Raw genomic sequence first — 21,570 nt, forward strand, 5'->3', positions numbered from 1 at the left:
TTGTATCTTGAATTTGTTAAGCAGGTAGTATCGGTACTGGAAAATGCCGTACAAAGAGCGGGTTTTGAACCGATGGAGATAGCCCCCGAGCCTTCCCAGCACGCAGATCTCTCTTCCAGGGTTGCTTTCAAGCTGGCCACAGTTGCCAGGAAAAGTCCGGTGGAAGTAGCAAATCAGATCGTGGAAAATGTCCAGCTTCGAAAAAATTGTCTGATAGAAAGTATCGGGACTACTGGGCCCTACATCAATATCAAGGCCAGCAGGACCTATATTGACCGTACCTTTGAGACTGTCAGAAGCAAAAAGGAAGATTTTGGCGGAAATTTTTATTCAGGAAAAATATTGCTGGAACACACTTCAGCCAATCCCAATGGTCCTTTGCATGTGGGCCACATACGCAATTCCATAATAGGTGACACTCTGACCAGGATTCTGAGAAAAACCGGCTATGATGTGGATGCCCAGTATTACGTTAATGATATGGGCAGGCAGATTGCTATAGTCTCTTGGGCCCTGGAACATTTCGAAATGGATCCCGATCTCAAATCGGATCATGCTATTGCCAATGTATATATCAAGGCCAATGCCCGGCTTGAAGATAATCCCCAGCTGGTTGAACACATCGATAATTTGATGCAGCTGGTGGAATCCGGGGATGAGGAGGTCATAAAACGCTTTGATGATGCCGTGGACCTTGCTGTAAAAGGTATCCGCAGTACCTTACTTCGTATGAATGTCCATCATGATTCTTTTGTTAATGAATCCGGTTTTGTCCGCTCGGGGGAAGTGTCGGATATTGTGGATAAAATCCGAAAAACCGGTCGCACTTATGTGGATGATGGAGCCCTTGTGGTGGATCTTTCCGATTACGGATTTGAAAAAACCCTGGTTGTGCAGCGCAGGGATGGTACTTCCCTTTATACTACAAGGGACCTTGCCTATCATGAATGGAAAGCCATGCAGGCAGATCGGGTAATTGATATTCTGGGAGCGGATCACAAACTTATCTCAGGCCAGCTCAAAGCTACCCTCAACGCTCTGGGCTTAAAGGAACCTGACATTGTAATCTTTGAATTTGTATCCCTGCCCGAGGGTTCCATGAGTACCCGCAGGGGTCAGTTCATAACCGCTGATGAATTGCTGGACAAAGTAGAAGCAAGAGCCTTCGAGGAAGTTGAAAAGCGCCGCCCTGAAATGTCACCTGAATTTATGGAAGAAGTGGCCGGTATGGTCGGTATCGGTGCTGTAAGGTATGATATAATCAAGGTTTCTCCGGAAAAATCAACGGTCTTTGACTGGAAAGCAGCCCTTGATTTCGAAAAACAGGGTGGGCCCTTTATACAGTATTCTCATGCCCGGGCAAGCAGTATCCTCAAAAAGGCCGATGAGGAAGGAATCTGGGATCCTGCATCAAACCCGGACCCTTCAGTACTGACCGATGAATCCGAGATTACCCTGATAAAACAAATTGCTTTATTTGATAAAGTATTGAAACAGGCTGCAGACGATCTCAAACCTCACATAATCGCTATTTATGGCAGGGATCTGGCGGATGCTTTCAACCAGTTCTACCGTTTCTCCCCTGTACTGGGTGCCGAAACTGAAGAACTCAGGAATGCCAGATTGGGTCTTGTGGACTGTGCCCGGATAGTGCTGGCCAATGTACTGGATACCCTGGGTATGGGTGCTCCAGAATCAATGTGACACCCATGTCTGTCCTCGAACACCTGATACTGGCCTATATTGGCCTTGCCAGTCTTTTTTCATTTGGGATAATGGGAATTGATAAGAGAAAAGCTGTAAAGGGATCTTACCGCATATCGGAGAAATTCCTTTTCACCTGCGCCTTTGCAGGGGGCAGTGCGGGTATCCTGGCAGGCATGTACATCTTCAGGCATAAGGTTCGCCGCTGGAAGTTCAAACTGGGCATTCCTGTAATTCTTATTCTGGAACTTTATCTTTACCTGAAATTCTTTTAAAATTAAAATCTAGAGGGTCCTTTTGTCAGCTTTCTTAATCTGACATCTCCGCAATATTTTTTGGATAGTAGCATCCAGATCCGGAGAATCACATTATTATGTGTTAGCTCAATGGGTAACACATGTATACATAATACCAGAGTATATATAGGAGTTAGATTATTTTACAATGTGAGGTTCAACTCAACCCACCAGAGAATAGTTGAACCCCTGTATCGCCCGAAGGCATGGTAATATTGGTTTTGAGGGTACTTAAAACTTGCTTGCTTCTGCCTCTTGGGCAAACTAAGAGGTGAATAAAATGCAAAAGAACAACAAACTTGGATTTGGACTGCTGGTCGCAATGTTGCTGGTGAGCATGGCATTTGTGCCGGCTGTGAGTGCTCAAAGTACTGATGAAGCACTAGATGATAAGATAGTACATTCACATCAAGACAAAAAATTTGTGTGTATGGTGCAAAATTTCTCAAACCCAATTTCAATAAAAGAATTAAATGGGACAAGAGAAACAGTAATCAATAATTACAGAAAAGAGAAGGGAACTGCAAACAATTCAATAATATACTCAGTACCCCAAGTTCCGGAAGGAGGGCGCATTGTAGCATACTGTTTTAGAATTAATGATGATGGAACAACAAGTCAATATGTAGGAATTGCTGGTGATGAGAAGTCCGTGTCTAAGATTCGGGAAAGGGCAAAAACGTGGTACAATACTGAAGTCTTGGAATTTGAAAAAGCAGAAACAAATATTGATTCAGAACTCATTTCCAATAACTTAAGCCCAACTTCATCCGAAAGTGGAGCGCAATGGAGTGATCCATGCAGATTCTATGATGATTATTATTTATCTCCCTATGGAGGAGTAACAAATAATTATGAATTATATTGTCTTTACAATGACGGTAGCAGTACAGTAGATTGGTTTGCTATTGTTCAAGAATTTGGACTTGAACCGGGCTATCGTGCATTTGCTCCATCTTCATGGAAAAACGATGTAGGTTATGCTAAACAAGAATGGTGCGATGGTAATTTAGGAAATCCACAATTGTACAGTTATAGGCCAAACGGACCATACACAGGACAAACATCACAAAGTGTAACTATAACCGGAGGATCTGGGGGAGTTTCGGCAGGACTTACTTGGACATATACTCAACCAGATGTATCGACAGAATGCTATAGCAGTACAAATACAGACATTGCTGAATGGAAGATTACGTGTAATAGTGATACTGCTAAGACTTCTACTGTAGGTATGAACCCGGGGAGTACATGTAGTGCAAATCAACATAGTAGTGGAAACTACAAAATACTGGATGTCAAAGGTGTAGGCATATTTAGAGAAAGTTTTCTAAGTTCTAAAATTTTGTCCACTACGTCTTCACCATACATCAGCTATAATTAAGAAAATATTGCTGCCAAAAGGCAGTAATATTTCAATTTTTAGAAATTTGGTGGCACATGGAAAAATTGAATAGGATACTATTATTAATGCTCACAATAGCTTTCCTGTTGTTCTTTTATTATGTGATTCCTGTTGAGGTGGAAGGCGTGGTTGAAACCAAAGCGATTAACGGAAGGATGAGTGGAAATACCGGAGCTACTATTTTGTTGAACAGACAAGTTCCGGGCGAACCCTGGATACTTGTAGAGGATAAAGACTTTGAGCAGTTTTTCTCTCCAGAGGACAGGAATGTCTTCATCAACGATTCATTGCACGAACAGATGGATATGAAATATGTCAGCATTGACTATATTGTTTCCATACAAGTGAGTTCTGATGATCCTGTCAATGATGTAAGAAAAGGGCAAACTTATGCTTACTATGCCAGCAGAGAAGATTTCAATATGGCAGAAATAGGAGATACTGTAAGATACAGGGTTTCAAGGTTTGAAGACTATAGAATTGAAGAAATACTGGAATCGTCCAATCGAAGAGGGATAGTTCGATGATATGGACACAAAATGCTTATAATGCGGATCCTATGGAAGAAGATGTAGATATCAAAAAATATTGGATTTATTTAAATGAAACTTTCAGAGTAGATTTGAACTCCGTATCCCCAAAGGTATGGTAATATTGGCTTTGAGAATACTTAAAGCTTGTCTGATTGTGCCTCTGGAGTAAATTGAGTGGGGATAAAGAAAGAATGAAAACATATGCAGTTAATTTTTTACATATTATTAATATATTTTAAGAAAGATTTGCATATTGGGTTTGAATAAAGATCAAAAGGACTGGTTGATATGGAAAAGACATATAAAATTGTTATAGGCTTTATATTATTACTTCTTGTAGTTTATACTTTCTTTTTGATATTAAATTATAGATAATGCGTATGGTGACAATAATTTATTATATCTTTGAAATGCGCATTCTCTAATTAGCACTGCTAAAAACAAAACCGTCTTTTTATATATCAAAAAATTTTCTATGACACAGATTGTAAATCTTGAAATTATAATTTATTCAAAATTATTCAGATATTTATCTCTTGCCTGTTCCATTGCCCTGATGTTTACAACCGGGGTTTCAGGTGAAAGACCGCAACCTGGAGCCAGTATATCCACTCCTTCCTCCAGGCATTTGAGTGCTTCTTCCTCAACCTCATCCGGTGTGCTGTAAAGCAGGGTATTTGTTGTTGATATGTTCCCTATAAGAATGGTTCTTGATCCAATCTGAGATTTTGCTTCAGCTACGCTGACACTTTCCTCAATACTGATTCCTTCAAAACCACAGTTTGCCAGTGAGGAGAGGATGGATGTCGTATTACCACACATATGCATAACAACCGGTCCTTCAATGGAATGAGTAAAATGCTGATATGACGGTTTGATAAGGGTCTCGAATAACAGACAATCCAGCATATCCAGTCCGGCAACCGTATCACTCAGGCAGATTACATCGGCTCCGGCTTCAAAAAGTAATTCTGCATACCCTTCACAAATGCAGGTTGCTTCCCTGATATACATCTTGAAAGTTTCAGGTTTGAAAAGAGCCCACTTCAGGTAATTCTGTGTTCCTATAATATGGTATACCAATGTAGCCGGGCCTTCCATTCCTGCAATCAGCGGCACATCCGGTGCAAGGTTTTTCAACCTGCGGGTGGTTTCCAGTACCACCGGTACCCTCGCCCTGTTATAAAGGTCGGGGGGGATATCGGGTTTTTCCTCTTTTTCGGCAAAAGGATGGGATATCACTTCAGGAGGCTTATTTATGGTTCCCAGGTCAACTTCACATCCAACCGCTTCGGCAAGGACTGTCAGGCAGAAGGGGTAGCGTATTGCTTCCAGTCCTCCTACAGTATGTGCTGCCAGAGAGAGTTCTGCCATCTGAAATGCGCTGGAGTGAGCCTGTGGCCAGAACGCTCCAGTAGTTTCCATCAGGCCGCTTGTGGCTGTCTGGGTTACCGATAGTACAGGAATTTGTCCTTCCTCGTTTCCGGCTAGAACATTGAGTAAGTTTTCTCTGAGTCCAGATTGCATTTTGCTTTCCATTCTCCTACCATTAAATATTGCGCAATTGTTATTAATGAAGCTTGCTCATTATGTAACATGACTGAACTGATTTTCGATGATATCGGCAGTTTCCCCCTTCAAGGAGGAATAAGTGCAGAGTGGTTAAGAGAAGCAATACCCGCACATGAACCTGCGGCTTTTGATGTCATCAAATCCACATTCCGGCAAAAACTGGATGCCGGTGTGGACGTTGCAACCTATCCTCAGTTTCAGGATATGAATAAGCAATTCCTTTCAGTTCTCAATGATCCTGAATGTATAGAGGGACCCTTTGACGTAAAGACAAGTTGCGCGAAGATTATTGAACTTGAAGCGATTGAAAAAGCTGCAGAAGAGTATCAAGCGGAAACCGGTACAAAACCCGATGTCCGTGTGTGTGTGACCGGGCCACTGGAATTATACTTGCAGGAATTCGGTGGAACTTCTTATGATGATATACTGGAACTCTTTGGACAAAGCATTGACAAATTTGTAACCAATGCCATTGATGAGGCATCCAATTTCAATGTACATACCGTATCCATTGATGAACCCAGTATTGGTATCAACCCGCAGGTCATGTTTGATGATGATGAGATTATAAATGCACTGGAAAAAGCCTCTGCAACCGCTTCCCACAAGGGAGTGGACGTAGAGATCCACCTGCATTCCCCGCTGTACTACGAGCTTGCCTGTCGTACATCAGGTATCAATGTAATTGGTGTGGAATCAGCAGCCAATCCCACCTATCTGGAACTTATTGATAAAAAAGTCCTTGAGGAAACAGATTCTTTCCTCAGGGCCGGTGTGGCACGAACTGATGTTTTCAATCTTGTAGCCACTCTCAATGAAAAATATTCAACCAATGCCTGGCAGAAGCCTGCAATGCTCCAGGAACTGGTAACTAACATGGAAACTCCCTCTATCATCCTCAAGCGTCTGGAACATGCTTATGGAATATTTGGGGATCGGGTCAAATATGTCGGGCCGGATTGTGGCCTGGGTTCCTGGCCGACTCCGGAAATAGCTTCCACCCTGCTTGGTAATGTAGCAGAGGCTCTTGATACTTTCAGGAATTGAGCAATGAGGATACAAAGGGCTCCACGAATGAAAGGGCCCGGGTAATTATGTGGGGTGTAACCTGCGTCTCTATGAAAGCGGTTATCAGAAGCAACAGTACAAATAATAAGTAAATTTTCCAGAATAAGGCAGAAAACAGGATTGTTCCTGTATTCCTCTCTTCTGTTGCTATATCGGCCTGCAGGTTCGCTATATTATCGGAGACGAAAAGATTTTTGTCCCTTACAAGTCGGCAATTGGAATCTGCAATTACATACCCGATAGAAGTACTGGCAAGAATGACTGGAATTTCGATTATCCCGTGGGGCAGGATTGCGGATATGAAAAAAGTAATATTATAGACAGCTCCGCCCACAATTCCATTGATTCCGGCCAGCTGGTAGCCCGAAAAAGCTCCGTTGAATAGGTGGAAAGCAAAAAGCATTCCCAGAATGGCCCCGTTGGCGGCTGCTACGAGGAGGGGAACTGAAAATGGGACTATTGCTGCAAGTAGCTGGAAATGATACCTGCTGTAGCCTGTATAATTCCATACTGAATTTTCTGCTGTTTGGGTACTGATGGGCCGGAATCCAAAAAAGCGCTCAGCAGGCCACTCCAGTACCCTGTAGATCGGACAGAGTCCTTTTTCCATTGCAATGGAGATTTTTGCATAATTGTGATGCTGCCTGCGGGATGTGATATCTTTCAACAGGAAGCGGTTGAAATAGACAAAAAGTGCAGTACCTGCCGAAGCGGTAAGGGCAGCGAGGCTGTTAAAAAGGAATATCGACCATGTAATTCCCACGTATCCTGCGCCCCGATGGACTTTTGAAGTTGCGGTGGAGGTGGCTCTCTCAATAGTCTCATTTATAGTTACAGGTTCTGCCAGGGCCGTCATAATTGCATAAGTTGCCAGTGCCAGTAAAGCTGTCAATGTGGCTGAATAGGTAAATATTTTCAGACACCACAGAAAAGCAGGCCATTTTATCAGGGAATTTGGTTTGGATGACATGTTGCGACCATTTTTGGTAATGTTAACTATAACTTCAATATACCCTTGAAGTATAATATTAATTTAGTTCAATATAACCTGATGTATGCATTGGATACCTGGAAATTTTTTGCATATATTATTTGAGGGTAGTGATGAAGGCAGAGACTGGAATTGAAGGACTTGATGAACTGATAGGAGGAGGTTTGCCACAGGGGCGGGTCTATCTATTGAATGGCTCCCCCGGAAGTGGTAAAACTACCTTTGGTATGCAGTACCTGATACACGGGGCGTCTTTCGGGGATGCTGGTCTCTATGTCACATTGATCCAGAATTCCGAACATATTATAGCCGATATCTCTACTTACTCCCTCAACCTGCCGGCCCTGATGAAAATGAAAAAAATATTCTTTGCAGATCTGGGCCCGGAGATGGAATACGGGTACATGGATGAATTAAAGGAAGTCATAAATCCAGAATCCAACATGAATCCCTATCCTGTGGAAGGAGAGCCTCCCTCTGCTTCAACTGTTTTCAAGGAAATAGCTGCACATGTAGCGACCAATGATATCAAAAGGGTTGTAGTTGACCCTCTCTCATCCATACGTTTTTCCAATCAGGACAAATGTCTGGAAAAAATGGAAATGGCACGGTTTTTACGCAATCTACAGGGGCTGGGTTGTACTACTCTTCTTATAGATGACAACCCCACTCCCGTGTGTGTATCTTCCGAACATTTCGCTGCCGATGGTGTGATATTGTTCCATAACCCGTCTTCAGATGATGAAGATCGCTCTCTCCAGATCGTAAAAATGAGAGGTGTGCCTCATCCCGTATCCAGACAGGCTTTCCGGTTTGGGGAAAAAGGCATTGAGGTACTCGGCAGAAGATAATTACTCTTTTACGAAGCCATAACCTGTAAACCGCTGTTTTGCATCCAGGTTCGTGATTATGAACCTGTCCTGCTGCCTGTAGGCTATTTCACGGGAGCCATTCAAATGAAGTGTGCATTGCTGACTGGCATTTACCTGCTCGGCTTCCTTTCCATCAATTTCGATCTTCTCAATACGCATGGGTGATGACTGCAGGCCTGTGAAAATATGGGGTACATCGGATATCTTGAGAGGAGAAGCAAAGGAGGAAAGGGTACATTCCAGTACAAGGGATTCAGCAACCTCCTCTTTTTCAGAAATAATGAAACCCCTCTCAATATCCTTTGACTGGACACCCTTAAGGGCAAGGCCGACTCTGGCACCTGCAGGAGCGTTTTTTACATCTTCATCATGCATCTGGATAGACCTGACTTCCAGGGGTTTGTCTGCAGGATAGGCTGTCAGTTTTTCTTTTGCATTCACCGTACCCTGTTCCACAATTCCCAGTACCACACAGCCAATTCCCGTGACATTGAAGGACTGGTCAACAGTTATACGGACCGGTTTATCGTTGAGCTTTTCATATTCGGAATTGACCTGCTCGTCAAGTTCAAAGATCTTTTCCTTGATCTCATCCAGACCTTCGAAGGACTCGGTGGACAGGTTTACAAATTCCCAGTTTGCCAGGGTGGTTGGGGACAGGATTTTCTGCAAGTTTTTCTGCAGCTCTTCCTGGGCGTAAGGGTATGAGGTATCCGCTTTGGTGAGTACGACAATCCCGTGCTTGTACTGCATGAGGTCCAGGGCCATGATACATTCCCCTGCAAAGGCATCAGGGCCTTGCGGTGGAATACAGAGCAGGGCTATGTCGGAAAGTTGCAGGGCAGTGACAAGAGGTTTGACGGATTTGGGGTAACCATTGGCATCGATGGTTGTCATCACCACATCGTTCTTGGCATAATCATACATGGTGATATCTGCAGCTGTGCTTTTTTTACCCAGTTTTGCCGCCAGGGAAGTCCTGCCGCTTCCCTCACTTCCGATAATTGCGATTTTAGTCATTGGTACACCTATGCACTAACAGGTGCTTGGTACATAAATGTGTTACTTCACCAGAGGTTGCCTTCCCACATTGCTTCTGTCTTGTCGGTGGTACTCTGGTTGAGTTTTTGCAGGTTAACCATAAGTTCTCCGCCTGAATATCCCACCCGGTCAAAAATAGCATCTATGCCAAGCCGGCGGAAATATTCCTCAAATTCCTGCAGGGTTTGTGGATTCTGAAAACGCAGGGTAACCTCATCATAGAGTTTTTCACCGCTGCCAACCCTTCGGACAGAATCGGCCATAGGAGAGATGATGCTTCTGCCAAGCCTTAAAGCTCGTTTATCCATTGCATCTTCGTCTTCATCCCATTCCACGGTCTGGAAACCTTCCCTGACTACCCTGGAATACAGGTAATCCCGTCCCACCTCGTTGTAGAACTTGAAAGCATGTTCAAGATCGGCGCAATTACTCTGAGAGCATGTATATTTGATAGGTGCCAGGTCCATGTCCAAATCCTTGATGACCACCCCTTCATGTCCCATCTCACCCAGTTTTTTTATAATTTGCATAATCTTTTCAGCAGCCTCTTTCCTTGCAAACTCTCCCAGGAAAGGAACCTGCTTGAAACCAAATGAGGCGGCCAGTTTTCTTCTTTGTCTGACAGGCAGGGGTTGTCCAGTCTTTTTGTGGCGTATATCGAAAACAAAAAAATCCAATGTCTGCGTATCGTAGACCTTTTTGGAGACATAAGGATTCTCTGGTCCTGCCATTTCCCCGTGCACTACCAGGTCAGGATATTGTCTGAAAAAGGAGGTGTTTAAAAGATAATTGACCTTTTCTGTGGAATAGGGACAGATATGCCCGCTGCGGGTGAAAGCGATAAGTTTCCCTGCGTTCTCAATCACACGGACATTATAGCCGTTCATCTTTTCTTCGACTATGAGTTTATCAATTTCTGAAAAATGGTTGTTTATGGAAGGCCCAAGCAGCATTGCACGCTGTATTTTTGGGAAGCCCAGGATAAAGTCCAGTTTTCCATCGCTTTTTTGCAGGAGGACACTTCCTCTTTCTATACCTGAGACTGAAGTTTCGAACCTGAAAAAATTTGTGTAATTCCCCCAGTTTCTTGATAGGAATCCTTTTTCAAGCAGTCTTTCCAGTCTGGAGACTGACAGCCCTAAAAACCGGGCTGTCTTTTCCATATCATCTGGTTTCTCCGAACCTTTCATTCTTTGCCTTCATTTTGCCAGGGTATCAACAAGGGTGCGCCGGGTGATAAAGCCCGCGAAATCCTCCTCCAGATTGAGTACCGGTACTCCACCGATATTGTTCTTGAGCATCATATCAACCACCTCGGCAACCGGTGTGTTGGTGTAGGCGGTCTTGGCACCCATTTGCATTATATCCTCGACAATGAGATTCTTGATTCTGGAATCCTGCTGGTTTCCGGATACAAGTTCCCGGAAGGATTTCATCGCTTTGGCAATATCCTGTTCGGTAATAATGCCCAGCAGTTCACCGCTATCCATTACAGGGAACCTGCCCATATTGTTCTCGAGTATTATGTGCCTTACATGACTTACCCTGTCGGCCGGATTGACGACTACAGGTTCCTTTATCATTATTTCACCGGCAAAACCATCGAAATACAGGTTTTGAAGGATTTCCTGGGGAGTAACCCAGCCCATTATATCCTCGTTATCGGTGACTATCAGAACCCCGCCTTTCTTTTTCATCAAAGTAATGGCATCATCAAGGTCGGTATCTGGCAGAACTTTAACGAAATTATCCGATACAGCAGTGGCCACATGAAGGGAAGAGGCAGGTTTGGCCCCCTTCTTGCGGGTTCCCAGTTCCTTGGTAAGATTTCTCATGGTCAGGACACCTACAAGCTGACCGTTGTGAGTAACCAGCAGTCTTCTTGTATCGTTCTTTTCCATTATGTCCAGTGCATGAGAAATAGTGTCTGCTTTATCTACGCTTATTGGTTGTACCATTATGTCCTTTACCTGCATAATAAACATCTCCTGGGAATTTACCTGCTTAAGCAGCCCTTATTATATCGATTCTGCTCAAGATTCCTACTATCTTTCCTTCCTTTTCGACAGGAAGGCCTGTACGATTGTTTTCTACCATTACTTTGGCCGCATCTGAGAGGTTATCTTCGATATTTACAACCCCGTCAAGTTCGACCATTATATCCTCTGCTACCAGAGGTACATCTTTTACATACCTGTATGTTTTTTCACCCCCCTGCGTGGGTTTACGTGCCATTTTGATATTCTTTGACTGCATTTTACCTTCATTATCCTCCATGGCACTAAGAGCAATATCCCTGGTGGAGATCATACCGACGGAGTCTCCAACATCGTTTATCACTATTACTTTACTGACTCTGTGCTTTTCCATTTCATCTATTACATGGTTGATTGTGTGATGGCGGTGAACCTCCACAGCGTCATCGGTAAGCATTTCGGAAATTTTAGTTGTTATGGCTTTATCTGCTACATAACGGACTACATCCCCGATTGTTACTATTCCCTGAAGCTTGTTCTTGAACACCGGCAGGTTGTTGATCTGATTTTCCAGCATTAGGTTAATGGCCTGGGATACGGATGCATCGGGATAAATAGTGATAATCGGTTCAGCAGTCATCACTATTTTTGCCGGGATCTTGTCAATAGGGCGCCGTCTCCACATTGGTTCTGCCTGTGCAAGGCGGCTGCTAATATCACTTTTTGTGATAATTCCCTTTATTTCCTCCTCTTCAACAACTATCAAAGTACTAATCTTGTGACGAAACATCAGGTTCCTTGCGTGTGATACAGGTTCCTCTGTTCCAATCACATAGACCGGAGTACTCATTATATCCGATACATTCATTTTCCTTGTCCTCCGTAAGAAATTTTATTGTTTGTCTGCCAGTGCAAGCAGGATATCCCTTTCTGTCAGGATTCCCTCCAGATTACCATCTTTTATTACAGGAAGACATCCGATGCTTTTTTCAAGCATAATTTCTGCTGCTTCCCCGAGATCAGCATCCGGTATTGTCCAGATAAGATCGTTATGCAAAAGATTGCCAATCGGGCTGTCGAAAGCCTCATGTACGTTACCCGTGGTGAGTTTTTCAAAAGCTTCCCCGGTTCCCAGATAATTGAGGATGTCGGAAGATGTAACGACTCCCACAAGTATATTGTTCCTGACAATAGGAACCCTTTTGAACTCATTTTCAACCATTGTTCTGGCAACATCCCAGATCGAAGTTGCTGCATCCGCAGTTTTGACATTTCTGGTCTGCCACTTTTCTACCTTTTTCCCGGTCAGCACTCCTTCTATAAAGGTAAGGAAATCCCTTTCGGTGCAGATTGCTTCCAGATGACCATCATTGTCCACTAAGGGCACGCATCCAATATGTTTGTCTATCATCAACTCAAAGGCCTTTTTAATATGTGCATCATTCCTCAAACTGTGGACGTCATGCTCCATTATGTAGCGCACCTGGGCATTTATAGCTGATAGCAGGTTGCCTTTGAATTTTTTCTCCAAAAAAAGGCTTCTTTCTCCTCCACCCAGCAGGTCCATTATATCCACTGAAGTGATTATACCTTCAAGTTTTGATGTACCTGCATTGACAATAGGCATATGCTTGAAATGCATCTTGCTCATTTTTTTTATGATATCTATTATGGGGGTGGTGGGGTTTGCGCAAACAACATCTTTTGTTGCAACGGCCATCATACTTCCCTCATGCTGGGCTATATGAGCCTTGAAGTTGACATTTCCCCTGTCCATAGTACTCTCCATGCTGTAGGCCTTTGGATCCTTGCTGATATCTGTCCCTCCTGGGTTACCGGTATTTTTTTGTCTGTAACTCATCTTATCCTCTTTTTGAATACGTGTTTTATCCTTTGAATTTACCTATACCACCCGTATAATGTGTTATATCATCTCTACAAAGCCTACTTATTCGGTATAGGCCCTGAGCAGGTCGCTTCTGTCTACAATGCCTACGGGTTTATCTTCAACAGCCACTGTTAATCTGCCGACATCATAATGCAGGATTTTTTCTGTGCATTCTTTCACGGATGTATCCTGTTTGATGCTGTAGGCAGGTGTTGACATTACTTTCTCAACTGGCTGATTGTGTATGCGGCCGTCATTTTCCCTGACTCCTATACGTGCAAACCCCGATTTTATCAGGTCTCTCCTGGTAACCATGCCCATCAGTTTATTTTTCTTTGAGACCACCGGAAGGCCTGTATAATCATTTTCAAGCATAGCAGACCAGATTTCCCCGATGTTATCTGTCGGTGTGCATGTGGTGACAGGAGAGGTCATGATCTCCCTGACTGATTTTGATAAATCCCGACTCACCATTTTGCCAAGAAGATCGGTATTGCTTACAATTCCTACCAGGTTTTGCTCAATGGTACTTTTAACCACGGGACATCTTTCAAGTTTTGCTTCCAGTAGCAAGGAAGCGGCCCTGTAAATATCAGTCTCAGGTGTTATCTGTGGGACCGGTTTCACAAAACCGGCAACAGTGACATTTGATTTTGTGGATCCCACTTTCAAAATATCCTGATCAGTGATCATTCCCGAAACCTTCCTATTGTCATTCACAACAGGAACTCCCCTTAGAAAATGATCTCTCATCAACTGGCGAGCATGGGTCACAGTGTCACTTTCGTGCAGATACACTGCGTCCCCTGACATAGTTTCATTTATCTGCGTACAAAAATCCCCCTTATTTGCGGCGTTGGTTTGATGGTTTTTTAGTCGTAGTATCCTTCTTCTTCCTTGCAGTCTTCACAGAGAGCCAGTCCGTTTACGCTTGTGAGTTCATCCACATACGAACCGCAACGCTGGCAGATTCCTCTTTCCAGATAGCTCTCTTCAGGAATCCCTGTTTCCCGGTTCATTTCAATGAGGTTCTCTAAAATAGTGTTGAGGCCCGGAGAAATTGTAAGGATATCTCTATCTGTAATAATACCAACAATATCTTCCCCCTTATTGACTGCAAGTCTACGTATATTCGACTTTACCATCAGCCTGGATGCTTCTATAACGGTAGTAGAAGCTTCTACCATTATAATCGGAGATGACATGACCTCTGTTGCCGGGACAGAGCTGGGTGTTAGGTCCTGTTTTACCACTTTGCCAACAATATCACGCTCTGTGATTATGCCAATAGGTTTACTTCCCCTGCTTATTATGACGCTGCCGGTACCTTTAGCCATCATTTCCCTGGCAACCTCAAAAACGTTGCAGGTAGCATCTATGCTTACAACATTGTGGGACATAAGATCCCCCACAGGTATTTGACTCTCGATTCCCCCATAAGACGAGTCCTCGCTGTTATGCTCCTGCACGACCATTGGCATCACACTCCTACATAGAATATTTCTGTTTATGCCTTATATAGATGTCCATTTTGCATTCAAAAGAAATTTTCTGGGAAAATGGTAGAGTATTGATTATGAAAATAAGCATACCTGAAGGCTAATATTACCAAATATTATTTAAGTAAGCATTAAAACCTGTCCTAGAACATGTGCAGAAGTAAAAGAAGTACACGACCTTAAACCGTGGAAAAATTGGAAGACAAAATTCACTTTTTCAGTCAACTATTACTTTACTCCGTCCTCCGGCGTTGAGTTCCACTTCTTCATTGAAACCGGATTTAGCAAAAGCATCGATGATCTTGATCGGTGTATCTATATCGACTTTGTCCACAAGCTCGGCCTTTTCATCCCAGAGTGCAATCCTGATTCTGCCCGTTTCATCGGAGACATATATATTGGAAACCTTCCCTTCACTGCCATTGCTGCGGGTAAATTCCTTGAGGTCTCCCATACCGGAAACTGCTCCTTTAATAGAATAGGGCTGGCCGGGGATTATGTCGGCAATCGGGGTATAATCTTCTTTAAACTCCACTTCCCTGTCGGTTTTGCGCAGACTGCTGTGGTTGCCCACCTGTATCTCTACTTCCTGGCTGTAGTTGTTAAGCCGGGCGTAACCATTGATAATTTCCACGCTATCCCCGGTTTCAAGCTTATCCGCAAGTTCGGTACGTCCATCCCACAGGGTAATCCGGATCTTGCCGGTTTCATCCCCTATTGTAATGTTGCGTACCCGTCCTTCAGAACCATCGCGTTTCTGGAAAGTGCGAACATCCGATACATCCAGCACCATTCCAACGACATTAACATCAGAATCTCCGTCCTTTATCTTCGAGATACCGGAGAGGTTAATATTTGCCTTGACATTTTCCTCACTTTCAGAAATGCCTCCACCTCTGCCGATATTGACTTCAATTCCTGAATAACCTTCTTTGGCGTAGCCACTGATATTGTAACTCTTACCAGTACTGATATCACCGGTTTTTAAAAGGTCTGCAAGATCGTCCCAGAGAGTTACCCTGATCGAACCGGTTTCATCCGCCACTATAATATTTCCAACCCTGCCTGTGGTGCCATCGTCACGGCTGAATTCCTTTGGTTCAAAAACAGAAATTGCCTTTCCTGTGAAATTCACGTTGGATGATGCCTCATTTATGTCTGCAATCTTAATCGTTTCAACGCCCACATCCGTAGCACCGAGGTTATGTGCTACCAGCAGGGCGGCTGTTTGGACATCACAGAGGTTATGCATCTCCTCTATTTTTTCCTCTACCTTTGCTTCAAATTCTTCCCTGGAAATTATGCCTTCCAGTTTTTCATATACTGTATCGATATCGTCCATCAGCACACCTGCATTCTTTAATAAACAATGATTGGTTTAGTCTTCATTGCAGGGCGAATGTGATAAACCTAACGAAACAGGTCATTCCGATAATATAATTAACCATAAGTTCCATCCCCCTTCTGGTATCATGATCCGAAAATGTGGAGAACACGGCTATTTCCGTGGTGAGGAATGCCCCCGATGCGGGGAAAGAGGTAAATTTATGCTCGATGATGAGCATGAGATGAGACTGGGACGTTTCGTTTCCGGTGTCCTCAGGCATTTTCCGGATGATGTAGGGCTGGATATGGACGCTCAGGGATGGATCGAGCTTGATGCTTTTTGTGAGGCAATGAAAAAACGGTATAAGTGGGCAGGCAAGATGCGTCTGGTGTCCCTTGTGGAATCTGATCCCAAACAGAGATATGAAATTGATGACTCTTTTATACGTGCCCGCTATGGTCATTCTATAGATGTGAATCTTGATTATCCCCTGTATGATTCTGATGTACTCTATTATGGGGTCAGTCAGGAAGAGGTTGATATGCTTCTGGAAAATGGTATCAAACCTTACAGGCAGACCTATATTCATCTGAGTACTACCAGCCAGCAAGCAAGACAGGCGGCATCGGTGCATACCGATAATCCCATAATTCTTGAGATAGATGCAGCCAGTGCTGCAAAGGATGGATATGAGTTCCTCTGTGCCAATGAGGAAATAGTACTCAGTAAAGTGGTGTTACCAGAATATATAGATATTGCAGATGACTGAGTTATTCGGGCTGTCTGCAAACAGGATTAGCAGCAGACCCCCATATTTCCACTGGAGATGTATATACACTTTTTTAACTCTGCTGTTTTGTTCCTTTGGTAAGTACCATAAAGTTCTTAAAGGACAAAATCCAACTAGAATTGATCATTAAAAGTGTATGATCATTATTAAGATAATCAAATTTCATTAGGTGTTATGATCTAATGAATAATCAGCCAATGCAGATAAATTTGGATCATTACGATTGGCTGCCAACATGGGTGGCCAATGATCAATAAAACGGAAGCATTATCAGATTTCATCACTCATAGAAGCATATATTTCCGATAGGGTCGGTTATATAACATTGGATAATTTAGATAAGATCCAATCACACAAGCAAAATTGAACTTAAACAAGTTAGTTCACAGTCTTATGTGTTCATTCGGACTGTTGGTACAACATTTGTCCGTGGGGGACAAAAGCATAGAGCCGGCATTATCCGGGCTTGATGTGGTGACTTCTGGAAATATTGATTCTGTTTTTCTTTGTTCTGATCGCTATTTTACTGCATTCTCTAAGAATAAGGAGTGAATCAACAATGCAAAGTACTGATACAACAAAATATATCATTCATTCAAAAATCAATGCTGACGGGGTGATAGAACGCCCTGATATAGTAGGAGCCATCTTCGGACAGACCGAAGGTTTGCTGGGATCTGATCTTGACCTGCGTGATCTCCAGAAGACAGGCAGGATTGGCAGGATCGAGGTCGTTGTAAGCACCAAAGGCGGAAAGACCAAGGGCAACATACACATTCCTTCCAGTCTGGACAGGATCGAGACATCAATCCTTGCAGCATCCCTGGAAACCATTGACAGGGTAGGTCCCTGTTCTGCGAATATCGAGGTTAGCAATATAGAGGATGTTCGCGCGACCAAACGCAAACATATAGTTGAAAGGGCCAAGTTCATTCTCACAGGTATGTTCGATGCCAACCTGCCTGAATCCCAGGAAATCGCTGACGAAGTACGTCAATCCGTGCGCATTGAAGAGATGCAGTTCTTTGGTAAGAATAAGAACATCCCCTGCGGTCCCAATGTTGTTGATTCTGATGCCATTGTAGTGGTAGAAGGACGTGCCGATGTCCTGAACCTGCTGCGTTACGGTATTAAGAATGCTATCTGTGTGGGTGGTACCAATGTGCCTCCAGAGGTTGCAGAACTTACCAGGAAAAAGACCGTAACCGCATTTACCGACGGTGACAGGGGAGGCAAACTCATTATCAAGGAACTGCTGCAGGTAGCAGATATAGATTATGTGGCACGTGCGCCGGATGGTAAAAGTGTTGAAGACCTTGTACAGCGGGAAATCATACGTGCCCTTCGCCAGAAAGTACCGGTAGAACAGGCAATGGAAGCCTATTCTATCGATAAACCTGCTGAAAAAGCCAAATCATCCAGCTCTTCAGGTCCTAAAAAGGGTGGTCGTATCGCCAGGGTTCCAAAACGTGAGAAAAGGGTCAAACCCGATCGTGCCAGGAATCCCGCTGCCAAAATTAAAAAGATCGCCGAGCCACCTATCAAAAAAGAAAAGCCTAAACCTTCCAGGTCAAAACCTACAACCTCGCAACATCCCGTTCTGAAACGTTTAAGTTCTCACTCGGAATCTCTTGCAGGTACCCTTGGAGCACGCCTGCTTGACCAGGATGATAAGGTTGTCAATGAAACACCTGTACGTGATCTTGTGAATACCTTGAAGAATTCAGAGAATAATGTAAAAAGTGTGGTATTTGATGGTGTTGTTACCCAGCGTATACTGGACATAGCATCCAACAAAGGGATCGATACCCTGATTGGCGTGAAAAAAGGCAATATCACAAAAAGTCCTGCAAACGTAAAGGTTTACACATCTGCCTGATACATATCCCGTAAATTATATCAATATTTCACACCTCTCCTTTGCATGAGGAAAGATCGTGCAGAGGAGAAACCTGCTTTTTTTGTTATTGGTTTTAGTACTGTTTAGTTCAGGGTGTTCTGACATAGGGGATACGGTGAAGGATGTTAATGAAACCGTGGCTCAGGGCAGGGAAGATGTCGAGTACCTGAAATGGATGAAGGGTTCACTCGATGTCATTCATTCCGATTATGCCGATATCAAACAGGCTCTTGAAGCCCGAAACGTGGTAACACTGGAAAGAGCTGCTGGCAATCTTACTACTCACTGCAGGGAATCCAAAGAAACAATGCAATCTTTCAGTCCATCTCCCCGCCTGCAACCTGTGGCTGAGAGGTACAGTCAAATTCTCAATCAATCCTGCAGTCTGGGTACCTTTCTGGAAGAAAATGCAGCCACTCTTAATGTCACAAATGAAACAACCATGCAGAAAGTAGAGAAAAATATGGCTCTTGTAAATGATTCGTTAAATCTCAACAATTGAAAGTCAACCCTGACTGTAATATGGAGCAGTTGCCATCTTTGGACATTCAAAAACATAACAAAAAATAAGAAACTATATATATTATAGATTATTTGTGAGGAATAGTTGAGGAATACTGCGAAAATACCCCCAAACTCCCCCCAATTGAGTATTGCAGTACTGATCCTCCAAAACTCATCCCCCATCATCGAGTATTCCTCAACTACCCCCTCCTTTTTGGTCTTCTTTCTTAAATCTCAGCCCTTGCTATTGGTACATAAGTAATTTTAAAGATTTACAAAAAAAGATACTGGATTATTGCTTACCTGAGTTTTTCAGGAAAGGATTACTTCCAGCTTCTCCTGCTCTGCTGCAAGTTTGACTTCCTGGGAAATACGTTTGCCCGTGGATAATCCTTCTTCTATGAAATCGGAGTATGGCGAACCATTGGTATATATATTGGTCCCTGCTACTATCCTGGCTGAAATCTCGAAAACCTTGATCTCAAGCTGGTCTGTAAAAACTGTTTCCAGACAGAAGGACCCGATCATGCCGCCAAACAATTTGAGGGATTCCTCTACAACCTGTTCCCCGAGGGAAAATATCTTGGGCATCAGGGATTCTCTGGCTACCAGGGGGATATTGCCGGTAACAACATATGTAGGCTGCACACTTGCCTCCTCGAGTTCCTTAGGAGAACCAAGACGGAATATCTCATCGGCATTGGATTCGACACGCCTGTCCATACTCAGCATTTCAAGTGTTCCGTTACTGAGCCTGTATCCTTCTTGCCTGAGGGGTGAATAGAAGAAGTGCAGGTAATAACGCGTCCCTACAATGAATTCCTGGACGGTGTACTTCTCACTTTCATCGATATTTTTCAGAAATTCCTCATAGTTCTTGGCAATGAAGAAACCACGTCCTCCTTTGGCACCGTGATATTTGACCATTACAGGACCGTGGATATCCTCTGGTTCTACAAGCCGGGGCATGTGGATTCCTGCTCCCTCCAGCCATTCCCGCTCTTTTGTGCGGTCTGATTCCCAATTGAGTACAGCACGGTTACCAAAGGTGGGTACTTCAAGATCAAGGAATTTCTCGGCACCCATGTATTCCACAAAGGAGCCATGTGGTATTATTATGGCGTTTTTCTTTCTTAAAAGGGGGGCGATATCGGGGATGTCCTTGTAACTGTCAACGGAAATGAACTCATCGGGTTTGGCAAGAGGGTAGGCATTATAAAAACGCGGAGGTTCACCTATGCAAATTCCGATTGTTTTTAAACCCTCTTTCCTGGCTCCATGAAATATCTGGAGGCTAGTATGAGAACATACCGTTGCAATCGCCAGGTCATCGGTATTGTAATCTTTCAGGATGTCGGAGATTTGCTTTTTCGTAATCATGATATCGCCTTAAAAGTTACATCACATTGTAGGAAGTAGTATTTAAATTTAAGGATATACTACGGAGTGGTCCGCACATTACACTAAATTTATTACTTCATTAATTGATACTCCTTTGTATGGAAAACGATGGCAATACGGAAAAAGTATTGGTCTTACCTTTAAATGAAGATTCACGTAAAATCACCCAGACCCTTTCCAACGAGAAATCCCTGAAGATCCTGGAATTACTCGCAAGACAGTCCATGTCTGCAACTTCGATAGCCGAAGAGCTTGATATGCCCCTTACCACTATCAAGTACAATCTGGATGGTTTGCTGGAAAGCGAACTCATACAGGTAAAGGAGACCAAATGGAGTCGCAAGGGCAGGGAGATCAAGATATATGAACCCGTGCAAAAAATGATCGTGGTAGTTCCGGGCAGCAGCAAAACCGATCGCTCCAGTATCCTCGGTATGTTGCGCAAATATGTGGCAATGGCAGGAGCGGCTCTTTTTGCAGCATTGGGTATTGAATATTTCAGGGATTTTGAACCTCTGGGCCAGACCATGCCACCGGTCGCCCCTGCGGTGATGTCTGAGATGCCGGCTGGCAATGCCAGCAATGACACGGCTCTTTTTGCTGGCGAAGCTCCCACAAACGCAACCACAGAAGCTGCCAGGGCAGCCGGTGAATCAGCAGGTACAGCAGATGCCAGCAGTCTGATATCTGTGGATTTCCTCTCCCATATAGGCGTATGGTTCTTCTTTGGATGCCTGTTTATAATAGCAGTACTTGCGTTGTGGGAAATTTATAATAGGAAAAAGGTGTAATTGGACACAAGT

Annotated in this window: 21 protein-coding genes; 10 read left to right on the forward strand and 11 right to left on the reverse strand. The window is 43.6% G+C overall.

The window, feature by feature from the left end; translation table 11 throughout:
* The 4 genes from argS to CI957_RS04760 all read left to right on the forward strand — a co-directional run bounded on the left by argS (window position 1) and on the right by CI957_RS04760 (window position 3,932).
* The gene (gene argS / locus CI957_RS04745; RefSeq protein WP_128754325.1) at window positions 1-1,704 is read left to right on the forward strand and encodes an arginine--tRNA ligase; all 1,704 of its coding nucleotides are present in this window, start codon (window positions 1-3) and stop codon (window positions 1,702-1,704) included.
* A 5-nt stretch (window positions 1,705-1,709) separates the two neighbouring features.
* A complete protein-coding gene (locus CI957_RS04750; protein WP_128754326.1) occupies window positions 1,710-1,979 on the forward strand; it encodes a DUF1294 domain-containing protein in 270 nt (89 codons plus the stop codon).
* 301 nt (window positions 1,980-2,280) lie between these two features.
* On the forward strand, window positions 2,281-3,384 hold the full coding sequence (locus tag CI957_RS04755) for a hypothetical protein (RefSeq protein WP_096712877.1): 1,104 nt from the start codon (window positions 2,281-2,283) through the stop codon (window positions 3,382-3,384).
* Window positions 3,385-3,440: 56 nt separating this feature from the next.
* Window positions 3,441-3,932: a hypothetical protein gene (locus CI957_RS04760; RefSeq protein WP_128754327.1), complete on the forward strand. Its 492-nt coding sequence runs from the start codon at window positions 3,441-3,443 to the stop codon at window positions 3,930-3,932.
* 513 nt (window positions 3,933-4,445) lie between these two features.
* On the opposite strand, the gene mtaA is transcribed toward CI957_RS04760, so the two are convergent.
* The gene (gene mtaA, locus CI957_RS04765) at window positions 4,446-5,465 is read right to left on the reverse strand and encodes a methylcobamide:CoM methyltransferase MtaA (RefSeq protein ID WP_128754328.1); all 1,020 of its coding nucleotides are present in this window, start codon (window positions 5,463-5,465) and stop codon (window positions 4,446-4,448) included.
* A gap of 69 nt (window positions 5,466-5,534) precedes the next feature.
* Here mtaA and CI957_RS04770 point away from each other — a divergent pair, with 69 nt between their 5' ends.
* Window positions 5,535-6,557, forward strand: a complete 1,023-nt coding sequence (locus CI957_RS04770; protein ID WP_105460765.1) for a methionine synthase — start codon at window positions 5,535-5,537, stop codon at window positions 6,555-6,557.
* Here CI957_RS04770 and CI957_RS04775 read toward each other — a convergent pair.
* Complete coding sequence (locus CI957_RS04775) at window positions 6,547-7,548, reverse strand: stage II sporulation protein M (protein ID WP_128754329.1); 1,002 nt, start codon at window positions 7,546-7,548, stop codon at window positions 6,547-6,549. The genes CI957_RS04770 and CI957_RS04775 overlap by 11 nt on opposite strands.
* A gap of 134 nt (window positions 7,549-7,682) precedes the next feature.
* On the opposite strand from CI957_RS04775, the gene CI957_RS04780 reads away from it, so the two are divergent.
* Window positions 7,683-8,420 (forward strand): ATPase domain-containing protein, encoded by a 738-nt coding sequence (locus CI957_RS04780; RefSeq protein WP_128754330.1) that lies wholly within the window; start codon window positions 7,683-7,685, stop codon window positions 8,418-8,420.
* On the opposite strand, the gene CI957_RS04785 is transcribed toward CI957_RS04780, so the two are convergent.
* The 8 genes from CI957_RS04785 to CI957_RS04820 all read right to left on the reverse strand — a co-directional run bounded on the left by CI957_RS04785 (window position 8,421) and on the right by CI957_RS04820 (window position 16,187).
* Window positions 8,421-9,461: an EF-Tu/IF-2/RF-3 family GTPase gene (locus CI957_RS04785; RefSeq protein ID WP_128754331.1), complete on the reverse strand. Its 1,041-nt coding sequence runs from the start codon at window positions 9,459-9,461 to the stop codon at window positions 8,421-8,423.
* Window positions 9,462-9,508: 47 nt separating this feature from the next.
* On the reverse strand, window positions 9,509-10,672 hold the full coding sequence (locus CI957_RS04790; RefSeq protein ID WP_128754332.1) for an RNA ligase: 1,164 nt from the start codon (window positions 10,670-10,672) through the stop codon (window positions 9,509-9,511).
* A gap of 9 nt (window positions 10,673-10,681) precedes the next feature.
* Window positions 10,682-11,458: a CBS domain-containing protein gene (locus tag CI957_RS04795; RefSeq protein WP_206631035.1), complete on the reverse strand. Its 777-nt coding sequence runs from the start codon at window positions 11,456-11,458 to the stop codon at window positions 10,682-10,684.
* 28 nt (window positions 11,459-11,486) lie between these two features.
* On the reverse strand, window positions 11,487-12,326 hold the full coding sequence (locus CI957_RS04800) for a CBS domain-containing protein (protein ID WP_128754334.1): 840 nt from the start codon (window positions 12,324-12,326) through the stop codon (window positions 11,487-11,489).
* Window positions 12,327-12,350: 24 nt separating this feature from the next.
* Window positions 12,351-13,319 carry a CBS domain-containing protein gene (locus tag CI957_RS04805; protein ID WP_128754335.1) on the reverse strand — a complete coding sequence of 323 codons (969 nt, stop codon included), beginning with the start codon at window positions 13,317-13,319 and terminating at the stop codon, window positions 12,351-12,353.
* Window positions 13,320-13,406: 87 nt separating this feature from the next.
* Window positions 13,407-14,159, reverse strand: a complete 753-nt coding sequence (locus tag CI957_RS04810; RefSeq protein WP_096712657.1) for a CBS domain-containing protein — start codon at window positions 14,157-14,159, stop codon at window positions 13,407-13,409.
* A 59-nt stretch (window positions 14,160-14,218) separates the two neighbouring features.
* Window positions 14,219-14,821 carry a cyclic nucleotide-binding/CBS domain-containing protein gene (locus tag CI957_RS04815; protein WP_096712669.1) on the reverse strand — a complete coding sequence of 201 codons (603 nt, stop codon included), beginning with the start codon at window positions 14,819-14,821 and terminating at the stop codon, window positions 14,219-14,221.
* Between the two features lie 241 nt (window positions 14,822-15,062).
* Window positions 15,063-16,187 (reverse strand): OB-fold nucleic acid binding domain-containing protein, encoded by a 1,125-nt coding sequence (locus tag CI957_RS04820; RefSeq protein ID WP_105460758.1) that lies wholly within the window; start codon window positions 16,185-16,187, stop codon window positions 15,063-15,065.
* 130 nt (window positions 16,188-16,317) lie between these two features.
* Here CI957_RS04820 and CI957_RS04825 point away from each other — a divergent pair, with 130 nt between their 5' ends.
* The 3 genes from CI957_RS04825 to CI957_RS04835 all read left to right on the forward strand — a co-directional run bounded on the left by CI957_RS04825 (window position 16,318) and on the right by CI957_RS04835 (window position 19,364).
* Window positions 16,318-16,941 carry an RNA 2'-phosphotransferase gene (locus CI957_RS04825; protein WP_128754345.1) on the forward strand — a complete coding sequence of 208 codons (624 nt, stop codon included), beginning with the start codon at window positions 16,318-16,320 and terminating at the stop codon, window positions 16,939-16,941.
* Window positions 16,942-17,521: 580 nt separating this feature from the next.
* Window positions 17,522-18,841 carry a DNA primase DnaG gene (gene dnaG / locus CI957_RS04830; RefSeq protein WP_128754336.1) on the forward strand — a complete coding sequence of 440 codons (1,320 nt, stop codon included), beginning with the start codon at window positions 17,522-17,524 and terminating at the stop codon, window positions 18,839-18,841.
* Window positions 18,842-18,977: 136 nt separating this feature from the next.
* Entirely contained in the window at window positions 18,978-19,364 is a 387-nt protein-coding gene (locus tag CI957_RS04835) for a hypothetical protein (protein WP_128754337.1), read from the forward strand.
* A 314-nt stretch (window positions 19,365-19,678) separates the two neighbouring features.
* Here the strand turns inward: CI957_RS04835 and CI957_RS04840 are convergent, their stop codons facing one another.
* Window positions 19,679-20,746, reverse strand: a complete 1,068-nt coding sequence (locus tag CI957_RS04840; protein ID WP_128754338.1) for a formate--phosphoribosylaminoimidazolecarboxamide ligase — start codon at window positions 20,744-20,746, stop codon at window positions 19,679-19,681.
* Between the two features lie 119 nt (window positions 20,747-20,865).
* On the opposite strand from CI957_RS04840, the gene CI957_RS04845 reads away from it, so the two are divergent.
* Window positions 20,866-21,558, forward strand: a complete 693-nt coding sequence (locus CI957_RS04845; RefSeq protein ID WP_128754339.1) for a transcriptional regulator — start codon at window positions 20,866-20,868, stop codon at window positions 21,556-21,558.
* The last annotated feature ends 12 nt before the right edge of the window (window positions 21,559-21,570 follow it).

The organism is Methanohalophilus sp. WG1-DM (assembly GCF_004104135.1).
Lineage (GTDB): Archaea > Halobacteriota > Methanosarcinia > Methanosarcinales > Methanosarcinaceae > Methanohalophilus > Methanohalophilus euhalobius.

Excerpts from the sequence above, each read along its gene's own strand:
- CI957_RS04810 (WP_096712657.1), bottom strand. The coding sequence starts at position 14,159 with ATGTCAGGGGACGCAGTGTATCTGCACGAAAGTGACACTGTGACCCAT.
- CI957_RS04780 (WP_128754330.1), top strand. The coding sequence starts at position 7,683 with ATGAAGGCAGAGACTGGAATTGAAGGACTTGATGAACTGATAGGAGGA.
- CI957_RS04800 (WP_128754334.1), bottom strand. The coding sequence starts at position 12,326 with ATGAATGTATCGGATATAATGAGTACTCCGGTCTATGTGATTGGAACA.
- CI957_RS04795 (WP_206631035.1), bottom strand. The coding sequence starts at position 11,458 with ATGCAGGTAAAGGACATAATGGTACAACCAATAAGCGTAGATAAAGCA.
- CI957_RS04805 (WP_128754335.1), bottom strand. The coding sequence starts at position 13,319 with ATGAGTTACAGACAAAAAAATACCGGTAACCCAGGAGGGACAGATATC.
- CI957_RS04820 (WP_105460758.1), bottom strand. The coding sequence starts at position 16,187 with ATGGACGATATCGATACAGTATATGAAAAACTGGAAGGCATAATTTCC.
- CI957_RS04775 (WP_128754329.1), bottom strand. The coding sequence starts at position 7,548 with ATGTCATCCAAACCAAATTCCCTGATAAAATGGCCTGCTTTTCTGTGG.
- CI957_RS04845 (WP_128754339.1), top strand. The coding sequence starts at position 20,866 with ATGGAAAACGATGGCAATACGGAAAAAGTATTGGTCTTACCTTTAAAT.
- mtaA (WP_128754328.1), bottom strand. The coding sequence starts at position 5,465 with ATGCAATCTGGACTCAGAGAAAACTTACTCAATGTTCTAGCCGGAAAC.
- CI957_RS04755 (WP_096712877.1), top strand. The coding sequence starts at position 2,281 with ATGCAAAAGAACAACAAACTTGGATTTGGACTGCTGGTCGCAATGTTG.
- CI957_RS04825 (WP_128754345.1), top strand. The coding sequence starts at position 16,318 with ATGATCCGAAAATGTGGAGAACACGGCTATTTCCGTGGTGAGGAATGC.
- CI957_RS04785 (WP_128754331.1), bottom strand. The coding sequence starts at position 9,461 with ATGACTAAAATCGCAATTATCGGAAGTGAGGGAAGCGGCAGGACTTCC.
- CI957_RS04760 (WP_128754327.1), top strand. The coding sequence starts at position 3,441 with ATGGAAAAATTGAATAGGATACTATTATTAATGCTCACAATAGCTTTC.
- dnaG (WP_128754336.1), top strand. The coding sequence starts at position 17,522 with ATGCAAAGTACTGATACAACAAAATATATCATTCATTCAAAAATCAAT.
- CI957_RS04750 (WP_128754326.1), top strand. The coding sequence starts at position 1,710 with ATGTCTGTCCTCGAACACCTGATACTGGCCTATATTGGCCTTGCCAGT.
- CI957_RS04770 (WP_105460765.1), top strand. The coding sequence starts at position 5,535 with ATGACTGAACTGATTTTCGATGATATCGGCAGTTTCCCCCTTCAAGGA.
- CI957_RS04815 (WP_096712669.1), bottom strand. The coding sequence starts at position 14,821 with ATGGTCGTGCAGGAGCATAACAGCGAGGACTCGTCTTATGGGGGAATC.
- CI957_RS04840 (WP_128754338.1), bottom strand. The coding sequence starts at position 20,746 with ATGATTACGAAAAAGCAAATCTCCGACATCCTGAAAGATTACAATACC.
- CI957_RS04790 (WP_128754332.1), bottom strand. The coding sequence starts at position 10,672 with ATGAAAGGTTCGGAGAAACCAGATGATATGGAAAAGACAGCCCGGTTT.